22 protein-coding genes and 2 tRNA genes are annotated in these 24,394 nt (G+C 61.4%); 5 read left to right on the forward strand and 19 right to left on the reverse strand.

Translation table 11 applies throughout. From position 1 onward, the window contains the following. Positions 1–140: 140 nt before the first annotated feature. Together KP004_RS09875 and iorA are read right to left on the reverse strand one after the other, a co-directional pair. Entirely contained in the window at positions 141–722 is a 582-nt protein-coding gene (locus tag KP004_RS09875) for an indolepyruvate oxidoreductase subunit beta (protein WP_216802144.1), read from the reverse strand. Further along, positions 719–2,473 carry an indolepyruvate ferredoxin oxidoreductase subunit alpha gene (iorA, locus tag KP004_RS09880; RefSeq protein WP_216802145.1) on the reverse strand — a complete coding sequence of 585 codons (1,755 nt, stop codon included), beginning with the start codon at positions 2,471–2,473 and terminating at the stop codon, positions 719–721. The genes KP004_RS09875 and iorA overlap by 4 nt, the downstream gene beginning before the upstream one ends. 416 nt (positions 2,474–2,889) lie before the next feature. Between iorA and KP004_RS09885 the strand changes: the two genes are divergently transcribed. Continuing rightward, on the forward strand, positions 2,890–3,222 hold the full coding sequence (locus KP004_RS09885) for a phage holin family protein (RefSeq protein ID WP_216802146.1): 333 nt from the start codon (positions 2,890–2,892) through the stop codon (positions 3,220–3,222). Here the strand turns inward: KP004_RS09885 and KP004_RS09890 are convergent. After that, positions 3,219–3,839: a methyltransferase gene (locus KP004_RS09890; protein WP_302467688.1), complete on the reverse strand. Its 621-nt coding sequence runs from the start codon at positions 3,837–3,839 to the stop codon at positions 3,219–3,221. The two genes, KP004_RS09885 and KP004_RS09890, sit on opposite strands and share 4 nt — an antisense overlap. Positions 3,840–3,978: 139 nt before the next feature. On the opposite strand from KP004_RS09890, the gene KP004_RS09895 reads away from it, so the two are divergent. After that, a complete protein-coding gene (locus tag KP004_RS09895; protein WP_216802148.1) occupies positions 3,979–4,905 on the forward strand; it encodes a DUF72 domain-containing protein in 927 nt (308 codons plus the stop codon). 247 nt (positions 4,906–5,152) lie between these two features. Here KP004_RS09895 and KP004_RS09900 read toward each other — a convergent pair whose 3' ends face one another. From KP004_RS09900 to KP004_RS09925, 6 genes are all read right to left on the reverse strand, one after another. Continuing rightward, positions 5,153–5,929, reverse strand: a complete 777-nt coding sequence (locus KP004_RS09900; RefSeq protein WP_216802149.1) for a tRNA threonylcarbamoyladenosine dehydratase — start codon at positions 5,927–5,929, stop codon at positions 5,153–5,155. 205 nt (positions 5,930–6,134) lie between these two features. Continuing rightward, a complete protein-coding gene (locus tag KP004_RS09905) occupies positions 6,135–6,392 on the reverse strand; it encodes a hypothetical protein (protein WP_216802150.1) in 258 nt (85 codons plus the stop codon). An 84-nt stretch (positions 6,393–6,476) separates the two neighbouring features. Next, positions 6,477–7,958 (reverse strand): TolC family protein, encoded by a 1,482-nt coding sequence (locus KP004_RS09910; RefSeq protein WP_216802151.1) that lies wholly within the window; start codon positions 7,956–7,958, stop codon positions 6,477–6,479. 31 nt (positions 7,959–7,989) lie between these two features. Beyond that, positions 7,990–9,219 carry an ABC transporter permease gene (locus KP004_RS09915; RefSeq protein WP_216802152.1) on the reverse strand — a complete coding sequence of 410 codons (1,230 nt, stop codon included), beginning with the start codon at positions 9,217–9,219 and terminating at the stop codon, positions 7,990–7,992. After that, positions 9,216–9,941 (reverse strand): ABC transporter ATP-binding protein, encoded by a 726-nt coding sequence (locus KP004_RS09920; RefSeq protein WP_275423157.1) that lies wholly within the window; start codon positions 9,939–9,941, stop codon positions 9,216–9,218. The genes KP004_RS09915 and KP004_RS09920 overlap by 4 nt, the downstream gene beginning before the upstream one ends. Continuing rightward, on the reverse strand, positions 9,942–11,201 hold the full coding sequence (locus tag KP004_RS09925; RefSeq protein WP_216802153.1) for an efflux RND transporter periplasmic adaptor subunit: 1,260 nt from the start codon (positions 11,199–11,201) through the stop codon (positions 9,942–9,944). 80 nt (positions 11,202–11,281) lie between these two features. Here KP004_RS09925 and KP004_RS21305 point away from each other — a divergent pair, with 80 nt between their 5' ends. Then, the gene (locus tag KP004_RS21305) at positions 11,282–11,404 is read left to right on the forward strand and encodes a hypothetical protein (protein ID WP_275423158.1); all 123 of its coding nucleotides are present in this window, start codon (positions 11,282–11,284) and stop codon (positions 11,402–11,404) included. Between the two features lie 81 nt (positions 11,405–11,485). Beyond that, complete coding sequence (locus tag KP004_RS09930) at positions 11,486–12,070, forward strand: superoxide dismutase (protein ID WP_216802154.1); 585 nt, start codon at positions 11,486–11,488, stop codon at positions 12,068–12,070. A 315-nt stretch (positions 12,071–12,385) separates the two neighbouring features. Here KP004_RS09930 and KP004_RS09935 read toward each other — a convergent pair whose 3' ends face one another. The 7 genes from KP004_RS09935 to KP004_RS09965 all read right to left on the reverse strand — a co-directional run bounded on the left by KP004_RS09935 (position 12,386) and on the right by KP004_RS09965 (position 19,322). Further along, positions 12,386–12,865: a hypothetical protein gene (locus KP004_RS09935; RefSeq protein WP_216802155.1), complete on the reverse strand. Its 480-nt coding sequence runs from the start codon at positions 12,863–12,865 to the stop codon at positions 12,386–12,388. A 156-nt stretch (positions 12,866–13,021) separates the two neighbouring features. Further along, positions 13,022–13,195, reverse strand: a complete 174-nt coding sequence (locus KP004_RS09940) for a hypothetical protein (protein ID WP_216802156.1) — start codon at positions 13,193–13,195, stop codon at positions 13,022–13,024. A gap of 114 nt (positions 13,196–13,309) precedes the next feature. Next, positions 13,310–14,566 (reverse strand): OFA family MFS transporter, encoded by a 1,257-nt coding sequence (locus tag KP004_RS09945; RefSeq protein ID WP_239027020.1) that lies wholly within the window; start codon positions 14,564–14,566, stop codon positions 13,310–13,312. A gap of 105 nt (positions 14,567–14,671) precedes the next feature. After that, positions 14,672–15,013 (reverse strand): hypothetical protein, encoded by a 342-nt coding sequence (locus tag KP004_RS09950; RefSeq protein WP_216802157.1) that lies wholly within the window; start codon positions 15,011–15,013, stop codon positions 14,672–14,674. A gap of 392 nt (positions 15,014–15,405) precedes the next feature. Further along, entirely contained in the window at positions 15,406–15,948 is a 543-nt protein-coding gene (locus KP004_RS09955; protein WP_216802158.1) for a hypothetical protein, read from the reverse strand. Positions 15,949–16,293: 345 nt separating this feature from the next. After that, a tRNA-Leu gene (locus KP004_RS09960) sits at positions 16,294–16,380 on the reverse strand. A gap of 119 nt (positions 16,381–16,499) precedes the next feature. Further along, positions 16,500–19,322, reverse strand: coding sequence for an EAL domain-containing protein (locus KP004_RS09965; protein WP_216802159.1), 2,823 nt, complete (start codon positions 19,320–19,322; stop codon positions 16,500–16,502). A 491-nt stretch (positions 19,323–19,813) separates the two neighbouring features. Between KP004_RS09965 and KP004_RS09970 the strand changes: the two genes are divergently transcribed. Continuing rightward, positions 19,814–19,889: transfer RNA gene (locus tag KP004_RS09970), tRNA-Ala, on the forward strand. Positions 19,890–19,977: 88 nt separating this feature from the next. Here the strand turns inward: KP004_RS09970 and KP004_RS09975 are convergent. The 3 genes from KP004_RS09975 to KP004_RS09985 are packed head-to-tail and all read right to left on the reverse strand — an operon-like array spanning position 19,978 to position 24,393. Continuing rightward, positions 19,978–21,156, reverse strand: a complete 1,179-nt coding sequence (locus KP004_RS09975; RefSeq protein ID WP_216802160.1) for a lipocalin-like domain-containing protein — start codon at positions 21,154–21,156, stop codon at positions 19,978–19,980. 1 nt (position 21,157) lies between these two features. Next, positions 21,158–23,692, reverse strand: a complete 2,535-nt coding sequence (locus tag KP004_RS09980; protein ID WP_216802161.1) for an ABC transporter permease — start codon at positions 23,690–23,692, stop codon at positions 21,158–21,160. Next, complete coding sequence (locus tag KP004_RS09985; protein WP_216802162.1) at positions 23,689–24,393, reverse strand: ABC transporter ATP-binding protein; 705 nt, start codon at positions 24,391–24,393, stop codon at positions 23,689–23,691. The genes KP004_RS09980 and KP004_RS09985 overlap by 4 nt, the downstream gene beginning before the upstream one ends. Position 24,394: the final 1 nt, after the last annotated feature.

Genomic DNA, 24,394 nt, shown 5'->3' on the forward strand with positions numbered 1-24,394 from the left:
AATTCTTTAACGCAAAGTCGCAAAGCCGCAGAGACGCAAAGTAGAGACCGAAAACTGGTTTAAAAACAAGAAATTTTTGCCTTTATCCTTTGCGGCTTCGCGCCTTTGCGCCTTTGCGTTAAGGCTTGCAGGTCTTGCCTTTACTTAAGCCCGCGCCCCATCTGGAACGCCTTGAGGTTCACTTCCAGTGCCTTTTTGGGCACCATCTTCTCGATCGCCTCGACCCAGTATTTCTCCTCGATATCCAGACGCTTGGAAACCGCACCCAAGAGCACGGTGTTCGCCGCGCGGGCGTTGCCGGCCTCTATGGCGAGGTTCTGGCCGTCCACCAGCAGGCAGTCCGGGCAGAGCTCCTGGATCTTCAGCGCCATGTCGGCAGGATACGTCTCCTGTCCGACCAGCACGGACGGCGGCGCAATGCAGAGGTCGTTGACCACGACGGTGCCGCCGGGCTTCAACAGGGACAGATAGCGATAGCTCTCCATCAACTCAAAGCCGAACAGGATGTCCCCCTCCCCTTCGGGAACCATCGGGGAGAAGACTTCTTTGCCGTAACGGACGTGCGAGACGACGGAACCGCCGCGCTGGGACATGCCGTGGATCTCGCTCTTCTTGACGTCGAAACCGGCCAGCATGAAGGTCTCGGAAAGGATCTCGGCGGCGAGCAGAATGCCCTGGCCACCCACGCCTACCAGGACGATGTTGGTTACCTTGTCGCTCATTTTGCCTCCTGAATCGCAGAGAACTTGCACAACTGGCTGCAGACGTCGCAACCGTTGCATAAAAGCGGATCAATGTGCGCCTTGCCCTTCTTGCCGCTGGCCGGGATCCACTCGATCGCCGGGCAGCCGATCTTCAGACAGGCACGGCAACCGGTGCAGGATTCCTCAACGACCTGCAGCGGTGCGCCGGCCTTGAAGATCCCTTCCCTCTTGATGAGGACGCAGGGCTTGTCGGTGATGATGACCGAAGTCTCGGGACGCTCCATCTCCTCGGAGATCACCGTGCGGCACTCGTCCAGGTCGAGCGGGTTGATGGTGCGCACGTTCTTGACGCCGATTGCCTTGCACAACAGCTCGAAGTCCACGGCGTTGGCAGGATCGTCCATCAAGGTGTGCCCGGAGCCCGGGTTTTCCTGGCGGCCGGTCATGGCGGTGATCCTGTTGTCCAGGATGATGACGGTGGCGGCACCCTTGTTGTAGACCATGTCCATCAGGCCGTTGATGCCGGTGTGCAGGAAGGTGGAGTCGCCGATGACCGCGACCACCTTCTTCCTCTCTTCCGGGGAGAGCACCTTGACCGCGCCGGTGGCCATGCCGATGGAGGCGCCCATGCAGACGCAGGTATCCATGGCGGAAAGCGGCGGCATGAAGCCCAGGGTGTAGCAGCCGATGTCGCCGGATACGTAGGCCTTCAGCTGGTTCAGGGTGTAGAACACGCCGCGGTGCGGACAGCCCGGGCACATGTTGGGGGGACGACCCGGGAGTTTTTCCACAGTGGTCTGGGCATTTTCGGGGAGACCGAACGCCTTCCTCACGCGGCCCGGGGTGAGCTCACCGCAGATCGAGATGATCTCCTTGCCGACGACCGGAATACCGATCGCTTTCACCTGCTCCTCGATGAACGGGTCCAGTTCCTCCACCACGTAGAGCTTTTCCACCTTGGCGGCGAAGTCACGGATGAGGTCGAAGGGAAGCGGGTGCACCATGCCCAGCTTCAGCACTGAAGCCTCCGGCAGCGCCTCGCGCACATGCTGGTAGCTGATGCCGGCGGTGATCACGCCGATCTTGGTATCGCGCATCTCGACGCGGTTGATCGGCATGCAGCAGCCGTCCTTGGAGAGCTGGACGGTGCGATCCTCGACCACGACGTGGCGCACGCGTGCGTTGCCGGGCAGCATGACGAACTTGGCGGCGTTCTTTTCGATCTTCGCCTCGCGGACCTGATCGGTGCGCTCGCCGAGGTTCACCACCGACTTGCTGTGCGAGATGCGGGTCGTGGTGCGCAAAAGGACCGGGGTGTCGTACTTCTCGGAAATCTCGTAGGCCAGCTTGGTGAACTCCAGGCACTCCTGGGAGTCGCCCGGCTCGAGCATCGGCACCTTGGCGAACTTGGCGTAGTTGCGGCTGTCCTGCTCGTTCTGGGAAGAGTGCAGTTCGGGGTCGTCGGCGCAGACCAGCACCAGGCCACCGTTGACACCGGTGTAGGAAAGGGTGAACAGCGGGTCGGCAGCGACGTTGACGCCGACGTGCTTCATGGTGACCAGGGACCGGGCGCCGACGAACGAAGCGCCGATGCCGACCTCGAGAGCGACCTTTTCGTTGGTGGCCCAGGAAGAGTCGATTTCCCGATAGCGGACGGTGTTTTCCAGGATCTCAGTGGAAGGGGTGCCGGGGTAGGCACAGGCAACCTTCACCCCTGCCTCGTAAGCGCCTCTGGCAATGGCTTCGTTGCCGGAAAGTATTTCCTTCATGGGTTGCACATCCTCTTCAGGGGACTGGCTCCGTCAGGGGCCTGTCCCCTTTTAGTTCAGGAGACTGGCTCCAGTAGGTGCCTGTCGCCCTAGTTGTTTAATGTGAGAGTCGGCGAAATATACCCGAGTATTGCCCGCGCTGTCAACTGGTTTATAGGAACGAGTTAATCGCTATAATCAGTATTTATGCGGGTTTAGACGGCCGCCCTCTGACTCGGACGGGAGGTTGTTACTGTTTTCACAACCACCGCCACCGCGATGTTTACTGTCAGGTTGAACATCGTTTTGACGACGCGAAACAACGACTGAAAATGAGCCTTGCGATGTACCTGGTGCGGGTGCAAGTAGAGCTTTGTGACGGGACAGAATCGGGTATAATGGGCGGGTCGTTGCAGATGGCTTAAAAGGAGGTTCAAGTGGGATTCATAGTGAAGTGGCTGGTACACGCCGTGGCGATTGTCATCACGGCCTATCTACTGCCGGGGGTGCGCCTGTCCGGATTCGGTGCGGCACTGATCGCGGCCCTGGTGCTCGGCCTCATCAACACATTCATCAAGCCGGTCTTGATGCTTCTCACCCTGCCGCTCAACATTCTGACCCTGGGTCTGCTCACCTTCGTGATCAACGCGCTGCTCATCATGTTGACCAGCGCCCTGGTGAGCGGTTTCTCCGTGGGCGGCTTCCTGTGGGCGCTCCTGTTCAGCCTGGTGCTGTCGGTGGTCAACTTCCTGTTGAACGCGATTTTCTAAAGCGGTTCGCCCATCAGCAGGCGGTTCTTGGGCGTGATGTCGAGCGGGATGGTCTGGGTGTAGACCCGGTACCCGCACGAGCGCAGCCAGGCGGCCCGGGTCGCATCGACGGCGAGGGGCCCGTCCAGCCATCCAGAAAGTCCGCCATCGTCACAACTGCGCAGGTCATGGCAGCAGGGAAGCACGGCAACCCGGCAACGAGCGGCGGTCGCCTTTTCCAGGACCAGGTCGGTAAGGGAACCGCAGGCATGGGCGGACACGACGATGTCGCCGGGACCTAACTCGACCAGGTTCAGGTCCTGTTCAAGGAGCGTGAACCGATCGGCAGCGCCGGGCCACTCGGCGCCGATCTCGGAGGCGAGCCGGGCGGCGCTTTGCGGGATGCGCAGATCGACGCCGACCCCTTCACGGAGTCCGCGGTCCAGGATGAGCAGCACCTGCGCCAGCAGACCATGACCGGCGGCCAGGTCCACCACCCTTCCGCCACGGAAGCGCCGGTGTACCCGCCGCGCCACCTCCCACGCCTCGTAGAGTTCTTTCCTGGGAAGACACCCGGCCCGGCAAACGGCTCGGGCGATGCGGTCAAAAAGGGTGTCGCCGGGAAAATGCGGCAGCATGTAAGGCGTCAGTCGGTTTTTGGAAGCTCGGTCCATTTCGTCCTTTCATCTACTCCCCCTCCCCTTTCGGGAGGGGATTAGGGGGTGGGGGAAGGTGCCCCAGGGCAACGCCCCGCAACTGCAGTCCCTCGGAGGTCTCATGGCGCCAGGCAAGATCCGCATCGGCACCTGCTCCTGGACCGAAAGCAGCCTCATCGAGAGCGGCGCCTTTTATCCGCGCGGTGCCGGCACACCCAAGGCACGCCTCAAGTTCTACGCCAGCCGGTTCGATACCGTCGAAATCGAAAGTTCCTACTACCAGATTCCCACCGTGGCAATGGCGCAGGCCTGGGTCGATCGCACGCCGGCCGGATTCCTGTTTCACGTCAAGGCCTTCGGCGCCCTCACCGGTCACAACATCGATCCGCGCCGGCTTCCTGACGACCTGCGCGGGATGCTGGCACCCGGCGACCTGGAGCGCGAAGAGCTGCACGTGGCCGAGCCAGCGTTATTGAAGGCAATGGCGCAGGCACTGCTGGACGCCCTGGAACCGCTCAGGCAGGCGCACAGGATGGGATTCGTGATCTTCCAGTTCCCGCCCTGGTTCGGTTACAAGAAGGCGAACCTGGATTACCTGCGCTACTGCAAAGAGCTCATGTCAGGGATCCCGATTGCGGTGGAGTTCCGCCACGGCAGTTGGTTCACCGCCCATCACCGCGACGAGGTCTTTGCCTATCTGAAGGAGCACAAGATCACCTACATCACCTGCGATGAGCCGCAGTACGGCAACCTCTCCACCGCCCCCTTCCACCCCGACGCAACCACCGGAATAGCCTACCTCAGGCTGCACGGCAGAAACGGCGACAGCTGGCACAGCGACGTCCCCGGCGACGAATACCTGTACCCCGAGTCCGAGCTGCAGGAGATCTCACGGCATGCCTTACGGTTAAGCGAGACGGCGCGGACCACGTTTGTCATGTTCAACAACTGCCGCTGCGGTTATGCGATGCAGAACGCGTTGGACATGCGCCGCCATTGCCGGAGGTTTGGTGAAGAGCAGCCGCCGGGCGAAAAACCGGGCGAATGATTATTCGCCGCTACAAGACCCAAAAACAAAACCTGATTGGCGACGATCTTCCGCTACCTCCTACTCCCCCTTTGCGAAGGGGGGGCGGGGGGGATTTGCCTTTCCAAAACCAAAAGCAAATCCCCCTAAATCCCCCTTCGCAAAGGGGGACTCTTACCAGCGGAAGATCGCTACTAATCCGGAAAATAAAATGCCCGAAGCAGCGGACCTCGGGCATCTTCTTCGATCGTGAAAGGGCCGGCCTCCCCTACCCTGGCTGCTGGGCCAGCAGGTCGTTCACCACGACCCCGGCCATGGTCAGCCCGAAGATGGACGGGATGAAGGAAACGCTCCCCAGGATGACGCGGCGGTGCTCGCAGGAGAATTTCTGGTCGTCCTTGTTCGGGCAGATGCAGTTCCCCTTGCAGCCGCCGTCTTTGACCTCCTGCTCGCGATACTCCTCGGTGGAGAACACCACCTTCACCCCCTGCTCGATCCCCTGCTTCTTCAGGAGCTTGCGCACCGAGCGCGCCATGCGGCACTTGTGGGTCTGCGAGATGTCGGCCACGCCGATCTTGGTCGGGTCGAGCTTGGCTGCGGCCCCCATGCTGGAGATGATGGGGATGTTCTTCTCCCGGCAGGTGCGGATCAGGTGCAGCTTGCTGGTGATATGGTCGATGGCGTCGACCACGTAGTCGTAGTGATCGTGCAGCAGGAAGTCGCTGTTCTCGGCGGAATAGAAATCGTGGTAGGGAACGATCTCCGCCTGAGGATTGATCTGGCGCATGCGCTCCGCCATGACCAGTGCCTTGGCCTTACCCACGGTGCCGTCCATGGCGTGCAGCTGCCGGTTCACGTTGGTGAGGCAGATGTCGTCGAAATCGACGATGACCAGTCGCCCGACGCCGGCGCGCACCAGGGCTTCAGCGGCATAGCTCCCTACGCCGCCCAGGCCGAAGATGGCAACGGTGGAATTTTTCAGTTTGTCGAGTCCGGCAGGTCCAATGAGGAGTTCAGTACGGGAAAAACGGTGCAGATGTGACATGTTTCCTTTGCCTTTGACGCTTGTGCAGAGATAGTGACGTCGAAGTATCTCATACATGTGGCGTATCTTGGAAGCAAAAAGGGGACTGGCTCCGCAGGTGCCTGTCCCCTTCTCATGTGTTGGTGCCGAAAGGGGACTGGCTCCGAAGGTGCCTGTCCCCCTTTTAACGCTGGTGCCCCCAGCAGGCCCCGCAGCTTATCAACCATCAGCGCCGAGGCAGCGGATTCCCCGACTCGGTCCGCATCCGTTCGAACCCCTCCTGCCGGGCGACGTCCTCATCATAAGTATAAAAAATGGCGTAGTTGCTCCCTACGCCATGTGGATCCAGCTGTATTCCCTTTTCTTCCCAGCGCCTGAAGAGCTCGAGGCTCTCCTCGAAGTTGCTGATCAGATCGGCAATTGTCCTGGCGCCGACTGCGGTGAACTTGATCTGATGAACATGCTCGTAGCGCACCCTTTGCATAGCCACCTCCCAATGCCGCATTAACACCCGCCAATTGTAGCGTGGATCGTGCGGCTGGCAAACTCGCCATGGGGGCGGTTATGGCTACTTCATCTTTTCGTAGAGGTGATCGGCCGCACGGTCGGAAACGCTGATCCCCTCCTGTTCCAGGATCTCCCCGGTCGCCCGCCACAGCTGGGTGATGGAGTTGTTGTAGTCGACCACGGCCTGGATCTGGTTCCCCTTGGCGGTCACCAGGTCGTTCTCCACGTCGAAAACGTCCTTGGTGGTGGCAAGCCCCACATCGTGCCGCTTCTGGAAGGCACGCAGCCGGTCCTCCGCGTAGGCGGTGCCGCGCGCGGTGACGTCGAGTTGCCGGTAGCTCGATGCCACCAGTCGCAGCGCCGCCTTTACGTCCCGCACTACGCCTGATTCCAGGTTTTGCAGCTGGGTCTGGGCCTGTTCAAGGGACAGCTTCTTTCTGATGTAGTCGTTTTCCGCGGCGCGGTTGCCCAGCGGGTAGCTGAACTGCAGCCCTACCCCCCAGCTCGGTTCATCTATGGTCGCGGTTTTCTCCCACCCGCGCAGGAAGCGGCGGTCGAAACCACCGGTACCGACGCTGGCGTTGAGGGTCAGATTCGGCAGGGTCTGATTCTGGGCCACCCGCTGCTGCAGGTCATTGATCTTGATCACGTCGCGCTGCGTGGCCAGTTCGGGGCGGTTGTCGAGCGCATCGTTCAGGGCCTGTTGTTCGGACAGGTTGAAGCTGCCTCGGTAGGGCTGATCGGCAAGGGCGATCTCCGCCGTGGCCGGGAGCTGCAGGTCGACGCGCAAGACGTCCATCTGGTCCCGGACCGCCCGCTCCGCATCGATGACCTGCTTCTCGCGGGTGGCGACCTGGAACTCGGAGTTCAGAAGTTCGTACGCGGGGAGGACGCCGGCCTTTACCCGCCCCTGGTCATCCTGCAAGATGCGCTTGGCCAGCGCAAGCGACGTGCGGCGCACATCGAGCACCTCGAGCAGGTTGTAGAGCTGGAAATAGTCGTTGCGCACCTTGGCGACGGTGTCGCTCAGCCGGGTCCGGAAAACGTTCAGGGTCTCCCCCTTGGTGAAACGGGAGACGTTGATAGCAAGCTCCGTGGTTTCCTGACCGAATCCCTTGAGCAGCGGCTGCTGGACGGTGAGATCGATCGCGTTGGAGTAATACTTTGCCGAGTTGCTGACCCAGCCGCTCTGGGCGGTGACGCCTACGACGGTGCCGGTGGGGAGGAGCTGGCTCACCCCGGCGTTGGCAGTGACCTGGTCGATCGGCTGGGGGCGGAAGGTCAGGAAGTTGCTGCTGTTGCTCCGCTCGTAGTTCAGCCCCAGGGCAAGCAGCGGATCGTAGATCCCAAGGGTGCGCCGGATGTCGGCCTCGGCCATGGCGGGGTTGTAGAGCTCCACCTTCAGGTCGAGGTTCTTCTCGAAGGCCATCCTGATGGCGTCCTTCAGCGTCAGGTTGACGGTGGGCTGCGCCAAAGCCGACGTGGCGGCGCCGAGCACCAGGCCAAGGGAAAGGGCCAGCACTTTGTTACTGTTTCTCTTCATGGGCGATCCTTTCGACCAGCTTGTTAAACGGTTACTCGTATCTCAGGGCGTCGATGGGGTTGAGCGACGCAGCCTTCCGGGCGGGGTAGAAGCCGAAAAAGACCCCGACCCCGGCCGAGAAGCCGAAGGCGATGATGATGGTGTTGACCGAAATCAGGGTGGGCCAGCCGATGAAGCTCGCCACGAGCTTCGCTCCCGCTACTCCGAGCAGCATACCGATCACGCCGCCGCAGGTGGTGAGGAGCACCGCCTCGGTCAGAAACTGCAGCATTATGTCGCGCTTCTTGGCGCCGATGGCGATGCGGATGCCGATCTCGCGGGTCCTTTCGGTGACGGAGACCAGCATGATGTTCATGATGCCGATGCCGCCCACGACCAGGGAAATGGAGGCGACCGCGCCGAGCAGGATGGACATCACCTTCGAGGACTGCTCGGTGACGGCCAGGAGCTCGGAGAGGTTCCTGATGGTGTAGTCGACCTCCCGGTTGGGGCCGATCCTGTGGCGCTGGTTCAAGAGCTCGGTCACTTCCTCCTCGGCCTTGTCCAGCACCTCGGCGTCTTTGGCCTGTACCATGATAGAGCCGACCACATTGGGGAACTGGCTCCCCAGAAGTTTCCTCTGGGCGGTGCGCAGCGGCACGTAGATGACGTCATCCTGGTCCTGCCCCTGCGGCGACTGCCCCTTCCGGCCCAAGATCCCCACCACGGTGAAGGGAATCTTCTTGATCCTGATGATCTTCCCGACCGGGTCGGTGCCGCCGAAGAGGTTATCAGCGACGGTCTGGCCGATCAAGCAGTTCTTGGTGGCGCCGTCGACATCTGACTGGGTGATGTTGCGGCCGGCGACGATGGTCCAGTCGCGCACGTCGACTATCTCCGGAGTGACCCCGTAGACGACGGTGGACCAGTTCTGGTTGCCGTACACCACCTGGCCGGAGCCGCGCACGTTGGGCGCCACCGCGGCTACCGACGGGCACTCGGCCTTGATGGCGCGGGCGTCGTCGTAGGTGAGCGTCTGGGTGCCGCCGGAACCGGAGCGCATGCCGCCGGAGGTGACCGAGCCGGGAAGGACCAGGAGCAGGTTCGACCCGATGCTGGAGATCTGGTCCGAGATCATCTTGCTGGCACCGGAGCCGATGGCCACCATGGCGATCACGGCGGCGATGCCGATGATGATGCCCAGCATGGTGAGCAGCGCTCGCATCTTGTTGACGCGCAGGGCGCGCAGGGCTATGAGCAGGCTTTGCCAGAGTGTCGTCATTGGTGCTGTACCTCGGCAGGCAAAACCGCGCTCTTCGCCTGGTACGGCGCGTCGGAGATGACCTCACCGTCACGGAAGATGATGTGCCGGTTGGTGAATTCGGCGACGTCGGGCTCGTGGGTGACCATGATGATGGTGATCCCTTGCCGGTTCAGTTCCTGGAAGATGGACATGATCTCGATGGTGGTCCTGGAGTCGAGGTTGCCCGTCGGCTCGTCGGCCAGGATGATGGAGGGGCGGTTGACCAGGGCGCGGGCGATGGCGACGCGCTGCTGCTGCCCGCCCGAGAGCTGGTTCGAGTAGTGCCCTTCCCTGCCCGCGAGCCCCACCCGCTCGAGCGCTTCCAGGGCGCGCGCCCGGCGCTCGGCGGCGGGAATCTGGGCGTAGACCAGCGGCAGCTCGACGTTCTGTCGCGCGGTGGTCCGCGCCAGCAGGTTGAAACCCTGGAACACGAAGCCCAGCTTCTTATTGCGCACCTCGGCCAGGGCGTCGGCGGAAAGCCTGCCGACATCCACTCCGTCCAGGAAGTAGCTCCCCCGGGTGGGGACGTCCAGGCATCCCAGGATATTCATGCAGGTGGACTTGCCGCTGCCGGAGGCGCCCATGATGGAGACGAACTCGCCGCGGTTCACGGTGAAGGAGACCCCCTTCATCGCCTCGACGCGCTCCTCTCCCATGGTGTATACCTTGACGACGTCTGTGAGACGGACCACTTCGTCCATTTAGAACCTCGGCCCCATGGGCGATCCCATGCCGCCTTTCTTCTTGTCCTGGCTCACCTGCTCCACGATGACGTCGTCGCCTTCCTTGAGATTGCCGGTCAGCACCTCGACGAAGCCGCCGTCGCTGATCCCGGTGGTGATGGAAACCGGCACGGGCTTTCCTTCCGCATTGAGGGTGTAGACCTTCTGCCCGCCGTCCTTGCCGCCGTCCTTGCCGCCGGGTTTCCCTTTGGGGCCCGTGCCCGCGCCGTGCCCGCCGCCGGTACCGGTCATGCTGCCGGAGCCGTTTTTCGCTGCGCCTGCCTTTTCCTTATCGGAACGAGGCTTGAAGCGAAGTGCCGCGGCCGGCACCTTGAGGAGGTTGTCCTTTCTCTGGGTCTCCACGGTGACGTTGGCGGTCATGCCCGGCTTGAGTTTCAGCTCCTTGTTGTCCACCGCGATGACGGTCACGTAGGTGACCACGTTCTGGGTCACCACAGGCGCGTTCCTGATCTGCACCACGGTCCCCTCGAACTGACGGTCGGAATACGCATCGACGGTGAAGGTCGCCTTCTGCCCCACCTTCAATTTGCTGATGTCGGACTCGTCCACGCTGGTGTCGATCTGCATCTTGGTGAGATCCTGGGCGATGGTGAACAGGGTCGGCGTCTGGAAGGAGGCGGCGACGGTCTGTCCGACATCGACGTTGCGGGAGACGACGGTGCCGTCTACCGGGGACCTGATGGTGGAGTAGTTAAGATTGGTTTCGGCCTGTTTCAGGGCACCGCGGGTCTGCAGGACCGATGCCTCGGCCGCCTTCACGCCGGCCAGGGCAGAGTCGTAGGCCGTCTGCGCCGCATCGAGGTCGCTTTGGGCGATGATCCCTTCCTTCAGAAGTTCCCGGTTGCGCCCCAGCGTTCTCTTGGCGTCGACCTGCGTCACCTTGGCCTTGGCAAGGGCCGCCTCGGCGTTGAGGGCGTTGCCGCGCGCCTGCTGCACCGCGGAGTTGAACAGCGCCGGATCGATCTGGGCTATCGGCTGCCCCTTCTTCACCGACGAGTTGAAGTCGACGTAGAGCTTGGCAATGGTTCCGGAAACCTGGGTACCGACCTGGACGGTGACCACCGCGTTCAGGGTGCCGGTGGCGGAAACCGTCGAGGTAATGGCGCCGCGCTCGACCTTCAGCGTCTTGTACTGCACCTTGGGGGGCTGTTTGAAGTAGAAATAGCCGGCCGCTCCCAGAACGGTCAGTAGTATGACGGCGCCTACGATTCTTTTCACAAGTCCACCTCGTAAATCATTCTTGAGACTGCCGTTGCATGCCCGTGGCAGCACCAGTCCTGCGACAGGGTAAGTGCCAAATGTGCAAGAAAGATGAAACGGGAAGAATTTCTGCAATCCGCAGTCAAGCCGTCACTTTAATCATGGACGAACATGGGGTCAATGAAAATATTTTATGCCTTGGACGGGCAACCGACATTTGACACTGTTAATCACCCCGCTACAATTGGGCAGTGTTTTTGCGGAACCGCTGCAAATGTCAAATTCAACCAAAGGAGAGAGATATGACGGCGTTCACGGCAAAAGACTACTCCCAACTGATCGGGATGCCCGGGTTCAGCGAGGCGCTTCTCAACAACCATTTCACCCTGTACCAGGGGTACGTGAAGAACAGCAACACCCTGGACGAGCAGCTCATGCAGCTGCGCAAGGACGGCAAGGGGTCCGATCCCATCTTTGCCGAGCTGAAGAGGCGTTTCGGGTGGGAATTCAACGGCATGAGGCTGCACGAACTCTACTTCGAAAACCTCGGCGGCAACCAGCCGATCAACCAGGACGGCAGGCTGGCGGCCCGGCTGCACCAGGACTTCGGGAGTTATGATGAGTGGGTTCAGGACTTCAAGTCCGTGGGGGCCATGCGCGGGATCGGCTGGGCCATTCTGTACCAGGATGCGCACAGCGGCAAGCTGATGAACTGCTGGATCAACGAGCACGACGTCGGTCATCCCGCCTGCTGCGTCCCGATCCTGGTAATGGACGTGTTCGAGCACGCCTTCATGACCGACTATGGCCTCAAGCGCGCCGACTACATCAACTCCTTCTTCCAAAACATCGAGTGGATCAAGGCCGAAGAAAGGATGCAGATGTAGTAGCGCCTGCGACAGAAGGTTTGAAGGAAAAGGGCCCCCCTCCGGGAGGGGGCCCTTTTTGTTTTTCAAATAAGTGCTGATGCTGTCAATTACGCGACACCCTTGCCTTGTGAAACGATCACAACAGAGCGCTGTGAGGTAGTATGCCATTTCGCTTGATCGGCGTACCGGTTCAAGTGAAGTGGTATACCGGTTTGTTTGAGTGGTAAACCAGTTGGGAGTAAGTGGTAGACCATTTGGCTTGAATGGTAAACCAGTTGGGAGTAAGTGGTTGTCCATTTGGCTTGAATGGTAAACCAGTTAGGAGTAAGTGGTTTACCATTTGGCTTGAATGGTAAACCAGTTGGGAGTAAGTGGTTGTTCATTTGGCTTGAATGGTAAACCAGTTGGGAGTAAGTGGTTGTCCATTTGGCTTGAATGGTAAACCAGTTGGGAGTAAGTGGTTGTCCATTTGGCTTGAATGGTAAACCAGTTAGGAGTAAGTGGTTGTCCATTTGGCTTGAATGGTAAACCAATTAGGAGTAAATGGTTGTCCATTTGGCTTGAATGGTAAACCAGTTGGGAGTAAGTGGTTGTCCATTTGGCTTGAATGGTAAACCAGTTAGGAGTAAGTGGTTGTCCATTTGGCTTGAATGGTAAACCAATTAGGAGTAAATGGTTGTCCATTTGGCTTGAATGGTAAACCAGTTGGGAGTAAGTGGTTGTCCATTTGGCTTGAATGGTAAACCAGTTAGGAGTAAGTGGTTGTCCATTTGGCTTGAATGGTAAACCAGTTAGGAGTAAATGGTTGTCCATTTGGCTTGAATGGTAAACCAGTTGGGAGTAAGTGGTATACCGTTTGGCCAGAATTGTGAACCACCTAGAATTAAGTGGTTGACCATTAGACCTTGAGGGCATACCGATCATGGTTGAGTGGCATGCCGTCAGGCCCAAACGGCATATCTGCTAAGGTCAAGCGGCACGCTGGCAGGTTTCGCAGAAGCTGACATCCGTGCTTGCAAGCCGGCAACCGCAGGAAGCGCAGGCATTGTCCCATTCCGGGTGCCCCGCGTCCATCGCCCTCTTCTTCGCCTCAAGCCTCCTCACCTCCGCCTCCATCTCTTCGTTGTACTGCGTCTCGAACATCGTGTGCTCTCCTTTTACATGCGTAACTATCCGACTCAGTTTTTTGGAATCAGTTGCCAAAGCGTCCCCTCCCCCGGGGGGAGTCCCGTAACTGAGGCAAGGAACCGAAACCGCTTAGACCTTCCTATTCTCCTTAACGAAGAACGAAAGCACCATGCCGGTGGCGAGGAAACAGATGGCGGCGGCAAAACTGTAGAAAGAGGCAAGTCCGGGGTTACCGGGAAAGCGGTCTTTCATCGCCGCCACAAGCTGCGGCCCGGCGATCCCGGCAGCCGACCAGGCAGTGAGGATGGCACCGTAGACCGCCGGCATGAGCCGCGCCCCGAACATGTCCAGGACGAACGAAGGCATGGTCCCGAAACCACCGCCGTAACAGAGAAGGATGTAACAGACCAGAGCCGCGAACAGCCAAGGGTGTGAGGTCTGCATCAAGACGGCGAAGGCCGCGATCTGCGAAGCGAGGATCAGCCTGAAAGCCAGTAGTCGCCCGAGACGGTCGGATAGAGCTCCCCACAAGAAACGCCCGATACCATTGAACACCGAACTTGCGGCGATGAGGGTCCCGCCGTAGCCCGCGAGTGCTTCCACCCCGAGTGCCGGGTCATGCTTTGCGCAGACATCCTGGAACAATGGGGATTGGAAACCGATGAGTGCGATCCCGGCCGTTATGTTGCAGAAGAAGATCAGCCACATCAGGACGAACGGCCTCGACGCGATGCAACTTCCGGCAGTCACCGCGTCACCATCCGAGACGGTACCGGCTGTAGCACTGGCAAGCGACGAAGCGGGAGGGTTGCAGATAAAGACCGCGGAAAGAAGCGACAGAGCGAGGAAGATTACGCCCATCACCGTGAAGGCGAGCACCATGTCTCCGCCGACGCTACGCAGCAAAAAAGGGGCGATCACCTTCGACATGAGCAGCGCGCCGAAACCGAACCCCATCACCACCGTCCCGGTCGCCAGCCCCTTCCGGTCGGGGAACCAGCGTGACACGGTGGCGACGGGAGTTACGTAGCCGAGGCCGAGTCCGATGCCGCCGACGACACCGTACCCGAGATAAAGAAGCGGCAGCGAGTGCATCCGGAGTGCGAGCGCCGCAAGGAGGTAACCCGAACCAAAGAAGACAGCGCCGGCAAGAGCAAGCGGACGCGGCCCGCTTTTGGGGAGAATGAGACCGCCGGCAGCGGCGGAAAGACCGAGAAAGCAGATGGCGAGGCTGAACGTCCAGACGACTTGGCTATTGGACCAGCCATAGGTTTCGCACAGCGGTTTCTGGAAGAAGCTCCACGCGTACACAGTCCCCAGGTTCAGCATGAGAAGCGTGCAGGCAGCGGCGATGACTACTCTGCGAGTTCCGATTTCAGATGGCAATGTGGCTCCTGTGTTCGTTTAAGGAAGACCTGTGGCAAGGCATTTCAATTTCTTCGAGCACCCTCTACCGGTGCACTTCAAGGCCCTGTGAGAGTACCGGCAAACTTACTCGGCGACAGCTTCTGTGTGGCGGAAGGATATCAAGACCCCCCAGATGATGGCTGCTGTCATGATGACGCCGCCGGTTACAAAGAAGAAGCTGCCGATGGAATGATCCCAGGAAAGCAGTCCAAGCTTCCCGAGCATCACCTCCCAGTCGTGGTAATCCTCCACCTCGCTTCCCGTCACCCCGCCCAGGAGCGGTAGCTCTCCTGCGCGGGCGTCATCCGCGTAGGGCGCCACGTCCGCCATGCTCTCCCCTACCCACCAGATACCGACCGCCGCAGCGTAACGGTCCCGGCGCAAGTAGAAGGATATTGCCACCACCGCCGGGACGAGCAGTTGCATGATGGTCCCCCCGGCGACCTGGAGGAATCGGCCCAAAGGGGAAAACAGGATGTGTCCTGCCTCGTGAAAGGGGAGATTGACCAGGTGCAGAAACGTTTCCCCGACGTAATTGGAGGCAATGGAATGGGTCAGGATACGAAAACTATAGAATGCGAGGAGTGCGAGGAATACCAAACGGGCCGCGACAATGCCCCAGGCACCCGGCTTGCCAGCAACATGCGCAGACGAAGAGATGCCGAGTACCTGCTCCGCTGGCGTTTGGTCAGGACGCTGCCGCACCTTGGCGAAGATGACCCCGCACTGAGGACAAGTGTCACAGTTCGGTGGACGAGGTGCTGAACACTTAGGGCAAACCTCCAGTGGCTGTTTTAGCTCCATCCCCCACGCCCTCTCTACTTGCGAAGATAAAGGTAAACGTTTACCTCGGCGGATTTGTTCAAGGTGTTGTAGAGGTAAATCCTGTAGCGCGGAAAAGTGATGACATGGTTGTTATCGCAACTGAAGTACTCGGAATCCCCACTTTTTATGTTGCAGGATGTCTCAAGAGGAAACTGGATCAGTTTAGCATCCTTGAGTACCCTCTGTATGGGTTCCTCATCAGGAACCAGGACTACCCCAACGGTTCCCAACGGGACACTGGTGCTTTTTATCTCTCCCTGCAGCATGAGCGACACGGACGTGTAGGTTTCGGTATCGAGCCGACCGGCATACACCATTTCACTCGGGTCGCCGCGGCGAGAAGGGGGCAGCAGGATAGTTTCCACCTTGGCGGCCTTCGTTGTCCCCTCTAGCGAAACCGAGCCATTTACCGTCTGGGTGCGCGGGAAGTTATTCACCCTGACGTCGATAGTTTCGCTGCCTCGCGCAGACGGCGGAATGACAAATGACAGCGCACACACTGAAAAAAACAGAAAGCTTAACCAGATCCTATGCAACGTCCCCTCCTCAGTTTGTAAGTCCTACAGGTCCCGGCATACCTGCTCAGTCACGGTAACGGCCAGCTGCTTCACAAACGTTCTCCGAGCAAAGCCACAGTAACAGGCTCACCGGCAAAAAAGCCCCGCCCGACAAAGCATCCCCCGGGCACGGAGGCAAGAATTCGGAGATTAACATGCAGGTTAATATGGATCAATTATATTTCTTGTACTGTAGGAATTTTGCATTATCGCTATCAAGCGACAGTCTGGTGACTGCTCTTGTGAGCACATAGCGACGAAGCTGCAGAGGACAGAAAAAACAAAAGGCTTAGCCCGTGAGAGCTAAGCCTTTTAAGTTTTATATGGTGCCGGAGGTCGGGGTCGAACCGACACGGGGTCACCCCCGCTGGATTTTGAGTCCAGTGCGTCTACCAATTTCACCACTCCGGCATTTGCAGCGGTTTTTAATAGTAACGCCTCAAAGAGATCCCTCTTATACCAACAAATCGGGCGCGGGTCAAGCGAACTTTCCCCAAACATGTCGCCTTCTTGTCAGCCCCCCTCCCCTTTCACGCTTCAGACGCCCCCCTTCCCCTCTGCTGTGCCAGATAACGCCCGGCTTCGTCCGGCGCGAGGGGCTTGCTGAAAATGTATCCCTGGATGATGTCACAGCCGTGCTGCACCAGAAAATCGAGCTGGGCCCGGGTCTCCACGCCCTCGGCACAGACCTTCTTCTCCAGGGTGTGCGCCATGGCGATGGTCGCCGAGGCGATGGCGGCATCGTCTGGATCGACTTCGATATCCTTAACGAAAGACCGATCGATCTTCAGCTTGTCCACGGGGAAAAGCTTCAAGTAACTGAGCGATGAGTACCCCGTCCCGAAATCGTCGATGGCGAGACCTATCCCCATGGCCTTCAAGGCGCCCAGAATCCTTGTGCTTTCGACGGGGCGCTCCATGGTCATGCTTTCGGTCACCTCCAGCTCCATCATGCCGGGTTCGACGCCGCACTCCTTCATGATGGCGGAGAGCATTTCCGGGAAGTCAGGCTGCCGCAACTGCCGGGCCGAAAGGTTCACGGCGATCTTTCCGAAGCAAAGCCCCTCGTCCCGCCACCGCGCGGCCTGCCGGCACGCCTTCTCAAAGACATGCCGCCCTATCTCCAGGATAAGCCCGGTCTCTTCGGCCACCGGGATGAACCGGTCCGGATACACGAGGCCGTTTTCCGGGTGCTGCCAGCGGACCAACGCCTCCATCCCTACCATGTTGCCGCTGCCGGGTTCGACCTGGGGCTGGTAATGGAGCACGAACTCGTCGTTGGCGACCGCGCTGCGCAGGCTGTTCTCGATGGCCAGCCGCTGCCGGGCCGCGGTGTGCATCTCGCTGGTGAACATCTGGTAGGTGTTACGGCCGGCGGCCTTGGCGTGGTACATGGCGGCGTCTGCGTTCTTGAACAGTTCGGCCACGGTCATCCCGTCGCTGGGAAAGACACCGATGCCGATACTCGGGCTGGTGTAGACCGTGTTGTTATCCAGGAAATACGGCGCGGCGACGGTCTGCAGGATCTTTTCCGCCAGATGTGCCGGCTCGATCTGAGAACGTATCCTGGGCTGAACCACCACGAACTCGTCGCCGCCGAAGCGCGCCACCACGTCTTCCGCGCGCAACGCCCCCCTGAGCCGCGCAGCCACCTCGGTGAGCAGCAGGTCCCCGACGTGGTGCCCCAGGGTGTCGTTGATCATCTTGAACCGGTCGAGGTCCACGAAGAGGACGGCAAGCATGTGCTCGCCCCGCTTGGCCTGCTCCAGGGCCTGGGTCAGCCGCTCCACCAGGGTGTGGCGGTTGGGGAGCGAGGTGAGCGTGTCAGTGTGCGCCAGCTGCTCGATCCGCTTCTCCGCCTCCTTGCGCAGGGTGATGTCGGAAAAGGTCGCGAAATAGTTGGTGATTATATTGTCGGCATCGCGAATCGCGGTGATGGTGAGCCACTTCGGATAGAGGGTGCCGTCCTTGCGCTTGTCCCAGATTTCACCTTGCCAGTAGTTGGTCTGCAGGATGGAGCGCCACATGTTCTCGTAAAACTTCTTATCCTCGATCCCCGATTTCAAGACCTTCGGGTTGTTGCCGAGGGCCTCCTCGCGGGTATATCCGGTGAACAGGGAGAAGGCTTTGTTGGTCTCGATGATCCGGTTGTCGCTGTCGGTGATGACAATGGCTTCGCCGCTGTCGTTGAAGATCTTCGCCAGCAGCTTGATCCGCTGCTGCGCCTTCATCTGCTCTGTAGTGTCCCTGATGCACTCGATGGCGCCTATGACCTCACCTTTGGAGTTGCGCAAAACCGAGGCAGATGAGGTGAGGTGGGTCGGCGTTTCGCCGAGGCCTAGGGCGTAGCATTCCCCTTGAACGATGTCGCCGTTGCGCGTGAACCCTTCGTAGCGCCCCTGACTGGCGAGGGTCGGGTTGAGGGCGAGATCGATCAAGAGAGGACGCCGGTGACCGTAAAAAGGAAGGGCGTATTCGAAGCCGCCACGACCGATCATCGCCTCGGGTGCTACGCCGGTCAGCCTGGTGAGCTCCCGATTCCAGCCGACCACCTCCCCGTTATTGTCGATGATCAGCGTCGCATCGGGCAGGAACTCGATGATGGTCAACAGGTACTGCTTGGAGTCCTGCAGTTCGAGGTTCTTCTCCTTCAACTGGGCCTCTTGCTGGGAGCGCTCCACCTCGACGATCAAGGTGCGGCGTGTGATGAAAACGATCGAGACGAGCCCCAAAAGCCAGATCGCCCCGTGGCTCGCCGCGACACCGCGCGCCTGTTTCCCGGCAGATGCGTAAAACGGCGCCAGCGGTATCGAGACGTCGGTCCCGCCGCGCAGTTCCCCCACCTTGATCCCAGTCCAGGCATGGCATTTGAGGCAGGACTGCTCCATGACCATGGGCTGCATCATGCGCAGGTAAGGCTTCCCATTTATGATGGTAGCCGCGTGATAATCCTCGCGCGTTCCCTCCACTATGAACAGTGCAGTCCGCTCCCACTCATCCGGAGCATCAACCGGGTTGATGTACAACCGGGAGGTGATCCTGGTATTGACTCCGTAGAATCTGGGCGCTTCCCGGGTGATCTCATTCATGATCATGGCCGGGTTTTTCAGGGTCAAGTGCACGCCCCGGGTGGTCTCCAGGTCCCGGTCAGGCACGTGGTTCAGAAACGGGCTTGGTGAAACCAAGGGCCCCAGTTCCATGTAGATACCGCCTCGCTTGGAGGCCCATTTCCTGAAAGCGAGGTCCTTGCCGAGCGCTATCTCGGCCTGGGTCTCTGCGAGATCCAACGCCTGCTGGTAGGCGACGCGGACGTTCCACCACACGGCGAGGGCGATGAGCAGGGTCCAAACCAATGCGGCGAATATAGCTCTAGATATGATTGTTTTGACAGGTCCGCTGTGCGGAGAGGAGTTTTGTTGACCGGATTTCACCTGAAGACATTCTCCTGGGCGTTCTGATGCCAGCCGCTTGCTTGAAAGTGGTCAGCGTTCCTGCGGAACATGATCCAAGAAACAGCGTATGGGTCGGGGAACAGGGTCACTAATGACCGCAGCCTGGTTGAGGTCTTGCCTGTTATATCGGTCGAAAGCCACCGTGGCTTTATAGGGGCAAACGAATTTTTTCATTCGAAGCGTTCCCCACCGGACCAAGACAAGAGCACAGCCGGCTCATCTATGAAAAGCACATAGTCTGGATCAGCCGCATAAAAAGAAGATATATCGGCGGCCGCAGGTGCATAGATCCGCAGCTGGTGCGGGTGTAGGTGAAAAAGTTTTTTGCATCCTTGCAAGAATTATGTATTGACAGTCAAAGCACCGTTTGCTATAAACAGGGCTCCTTCGATGGGGCTGTAGCTCAGTTGGGAGAGCGCTTGAATGGCATTCAAGAGGTCGACAGTTCGATCCTGTTCAGCTCCACCATCACTTATAAAGGACTTGGGAACTTCCCAAGTCCTTTTTTAGTTTCCAGAAAAAAAGCACCCGGTTACGGCCGGGTGCTTTTTTTTGGCTATCTGGCAACCGTGCCGGTTTTGTCTGCCGGGGCGCCTGCATATCCCGTCATCTCCAGGTAGCCGGAACCGCCCGGGCTCCCCTCAAGGCCACGCGCCGCAACCGCACCCTCCCAATAGCGGAAACCGGTCAACAGCTCCTGGCCGGCCAGCCTCGGCACGATCTCCAGGGCGATCCTCTCCGACGGGACCCGCAACCGCCAGAGCGAGGGGTAGCGCGCCCCGTCGGCCGGGCTCTCCCACCACTCCACCACCTCCAACTGCACGTCCTCACGCTTGAGCGCCCTGCTGCGCCCGTCGGCGGTGACCAGCGTCCCGCCGGAAAAGGGATCGCTGCTGCCATCGCCCCTGCGCAACCGGTAAAACATCAAGTCACGGCCGTCGTCCAGCTGCAGGGCAAACCAGTCCCAGCCGACCTGGTCCCGTTCCAGGGCGCTGGTGCTCCATTCCCGGTCGAGCCAGGAGAGCCCGCTCACCGCAAACCGCTCCTTCCCGACACGCACGGTCCCCGAGGTCGCCATGCGGGGGATCGAGTAGTAGTACGAGGCGTTCCCGGCGGCGGCGCTCTTGCGGCTCAGCCCCCCTGCCCCGTTCAGGACCTCCGGCTTCAGGCTCACCAGGTTGAGATGGAGGGCCGCGTCGGGCTCGGCTGCACTCAACGTGACGCCCCAGGGCCGAGCCGAATTCTGCAGCATGGTCCAGTCCTCCAGGCGCACGGCGAGCGGGTCCCCCCCGGCACCGGCGAGACCGAGCGCCGCGCGGCTGAAACGCTCGGCAAAGCGAAACCGCTTCCCCGCCACGTCGGTGATGGCGAAATGCGCCATGTAGACCTCATTGGTTCCCCAGGCCGAGGCCCGGGCTACGGCTGCCGGGGTGAGTGCAGTCTTGAAGAAGGTGAGCTGGTAGCCGAAGCGGCGGCCGTCCGCCGCCTGCAGATTGCCGGTGAAATACCACCACTCGTTGCGAAAGCCGGGGTGGGGACCGTGATCCGCAGGAAAGGAAAAGCGGCGCGGCTTGTCGGCACGGAGATACCCCGGCGCGGCGGAGCCGCCCAGGGTCTGGTTGACGCTCAAGGTTTCGCGCGGCGCGGTCCCGGGAGGTCGCGCGGCGGACCACAGGTACCAGAGCAGCAGCGAAACAAGGACCGCGCCCGCGGCGGCGGGAAGAAAGCGGCGCATGCTACTCCTCCTCCTTGAGCGCCAGGGCCGGCGAGGTGCGGGCGATCCTGAGCGAGGGGTAGATCCCCGCCAGGAGGGCTGCGGTGACGGAGAGCACCACCGCCTGGACGAGCTGGGCCGGCGGGATCGCCAGCTGCATGGTCCAGCCGAAGGAGCGGAGGTTCACCACGTAGATCAGCACCAGGGCCTCGACGATCCCGAGGGGGAGCGACAGCACCCCGGCTATCAGGCCGATGAGCACGGTCTCCCCGCAGACCACCCCCCACACCTGCCCCGGCGTGAGGCCTACCGCGCGAAGCACGGCAAGCTCGCGGGCACGCTCCACCTGCATGGCCATCAGAGCGGAGAGTATCCCCACGAAGGCGACCAGCATGGTCAGCATGCGCAGCACCCCGGTGATGGCGAAGGTGCGGTCGAAGACCTCGACGGTGGCCCGGCGTAACTGCGCGTTGGAAACCACCATCACCTGCTCTCCCCCTGCCGTGGCACGCACCAGTTCAAGAAGCCGCGCCACGCTGAGCCCCGACCGCGCCGTAAATGACATCCCGTCCACGCTTTCGTCGCCGAAGTTCCCGACGTAGCCGGCGCGGCTCATGATGACGATGCCGGTGTCGGAACCGTAGTCGTAGATGATGCCTGCAACGGGAAAGCGCCGGTCGCCGCGGCTGGTGCGCAGGGTGACGCTGTCGCCCGGGCGCAGGTGGTGCCGGTAGCTGTACGGCTCGGAAACGAGCACCGCCTCGCCGCTATTGAAGCGCCTCCAGGCGAGGGCTGGATCCCCCTCCTTGAACGGGTAGCGCAGGAAGGTCCGCTCGGGGACCTGCACCGAGAACACCTCGGTCCCCCCCGCCGCCCCCTCGATGCGGACGCGGCGGGACAGGGTCACCTGGGCCTCCCCCTGCAGGGCCGACAGGCGCCGCACCAAGGCCGGGTCGAGCGGAGGACGGTAGCGGCCGCCGCCGCGGTCGGCCGAGGTCAGGTAGACGTCCGCCTGCAGCCAGTTCCCGAGCCAGTTCTGCACGGTGAGCCGGAAGCCCCCCACCATGATGCCGACGCCGATCCCGGCGGAGACGGCGACCACCAGCGCCGCCGTGGCCACCCCTGTGCGCGAAAGCGACACCACCACGCCGCGCGCCGCCATCCTCCCCAGGGAGCCGAGTATGAGCTCGAGCGGAAAACGCAGCAGCGCGGAGAGGAGCAGCACCGCTGCGGGAACCATGAGGGTGTAGCCGACGATGACGGCGAAGAGCCCGACGAAGCCCCCCACGATGCCGCCCCGCTCGGTGAAGAAAAAGCCGCAACCGACCAGCATCAGGAGGAGTCCGCCGGCGGCGGCGAGCGGCACCAGCCGCCTGCGGCGCGTCTCCACCTGCGAACGCGACAGGACGGCACGCGGCGGCGCACCGGTTGACTCGAGGGCGGCCGGCACAGTGGCGGCCAGGGTGGCGGCGACGCCGAGCAGCGCCCCCTTCCAGAGTGCGCCCGGAAGCAGCGGCACCCGGCGCACCTCCATCACGAAGTAGAGGTCGTTGATGGTCCTCGTCACCAGCCGGGTCAGCTCGGCGCCGAGCAGGGCACCCGCCGCGAGCCCGGCCACGGTGCCGGCGATGCCGATGACGAGGGCCTCGCCGCAGATCATGGTGAAGACCTCGCGCCGGCTCACCCCGAGCGCCCGCAGCATCCCGATCAACCGTCTTCTGCGCACCACCGAAAAGGTCATCGTGTTGTAGATGAGGAACATGCCGACCACGAGGGCGAGGAGGCTCAGTGCCTTCAGGTTCAGCCGGAAGGCGCGGGTCATCTTGTCGAGGGCGCCGGCCCTGGCCCCGGCAGGGACGATGTCGGCACCGGGAGGAAGAACCGGGCGAAGCTCCTTGAGCACCCGCGCCCCCTCTTCCCCTTCCGGCAGCACCAGGTCGATGCGCGACAGGCGCCCGACCATGCCCAGGAGTTCCTGCGCGGTCGAGATGTCGCACACCAGCACCGAGGCGAGCGCCGCCCGGCTCACCTCGTCGGGTGGCTCCAGGAACCCGGCCAGCGTCAGCTGTCGCCTGACACCGGCACCGTCCGCCGGGAAGGCGGCGCCGCGTTTCAGGCCGCGCTCGGCCGCGCTCTCCGCGAGCATCAGCACGGAGCCCGGACGCGTCATGAGATCGGTGAGCATGCCGCGGTCGGCAAAGTGCGAGGAGAAGGTCCTGATGGGGGGCTCGGAAAAGGGATCGATGCCGATCAACTGGAAGGTGCGCCCGGAGAGCTGCAGGTGCCCGGTCACCACCGGGGCGCAGCCGCGGAAGCGAAGCCCGACGCGGATCGTGCGGTAGAGGCCGTCGGGAAGGCCGGTGGGGCCGCCGACCACCTGGTGCGTGGCCCGCCCCGCCACGGTCTCGGCGGCGAGCCGGAAGGCGCGCTGCGCGGCCTCGTTGGCGTGGTCCACCGCGGTAACCACGGCCACGCCGAGGGCGACGCCGAGTACGGCGAGCACGGTGAGCCAGGGATGACGCAGCACGTTGCGCATCCCGGCGCGCCACAGGATCACGGTTTCCCCCCAACAGGGACGGCGCTGTCCACGAGGACGCCGTCCCTGATGGTCAACACCCGGTCGGCGAGGGTGGCGACCTCGCCGCTGTGGGTCACCAGGACCAGGGTGGTGCCGGCCGGGCGAAGCAGGCGCTGGAACAGATCAAGCACCTGGCGGCCGGTATCCGCATCCAGGTTCCCGGTCGGCTCGTCGGCAAGGACCAGCTTGGGGGCGTGCACCAGGGCGCGGGCCACGGCGACCCGCTGCTGCTCGCCGCCGGAGAGCCGGTCGGGAAAGGCGCGGGCCCGGTCGGCAAGGCCGACGGCATCGAGCAGCTCGCCGGCGCGGCGGCGCTGTGCGGGGGTGAGGAGCCCGGCCAGTTCCAGGGGAAGCAGGACATTCTCCTCGACGGTGAGGGTGGGGATAAGGTTGTAAAACTGGAAAACGAAACCGATGTGGTTGCGGCGGAACAGGGTGCGTTCACGCTCGGACAGGCGGTTCAGGGCGGCGCCGTCCACCCGCACCTCCCCCCGGTCGGGAAGGTCGATGCCGCTGATCAGGTTCAGCAGGGTGGACTTTCCGGAACCGCTGCGCCCGAGCAGGAAGACCCAGGAGCCGGGGTCTATGGCGAGGGAGGCGTTGCGGAACACGACCCGCTCCCGGTCCCCCTCGCTGAAGCTCTTGCCGACCCCGTTAAGTTCGACAATCGGTTCTGCCATC

It is taken from the genome of Geomonas oryzisoli, from assembly GCF_018986915.1.
Lineage (GTDB): Bacteria > Desulfobacterota > Desulfuromonadia > Geobacterales > Geobacteraceae > Geomonas > Geomonas oryzisoli.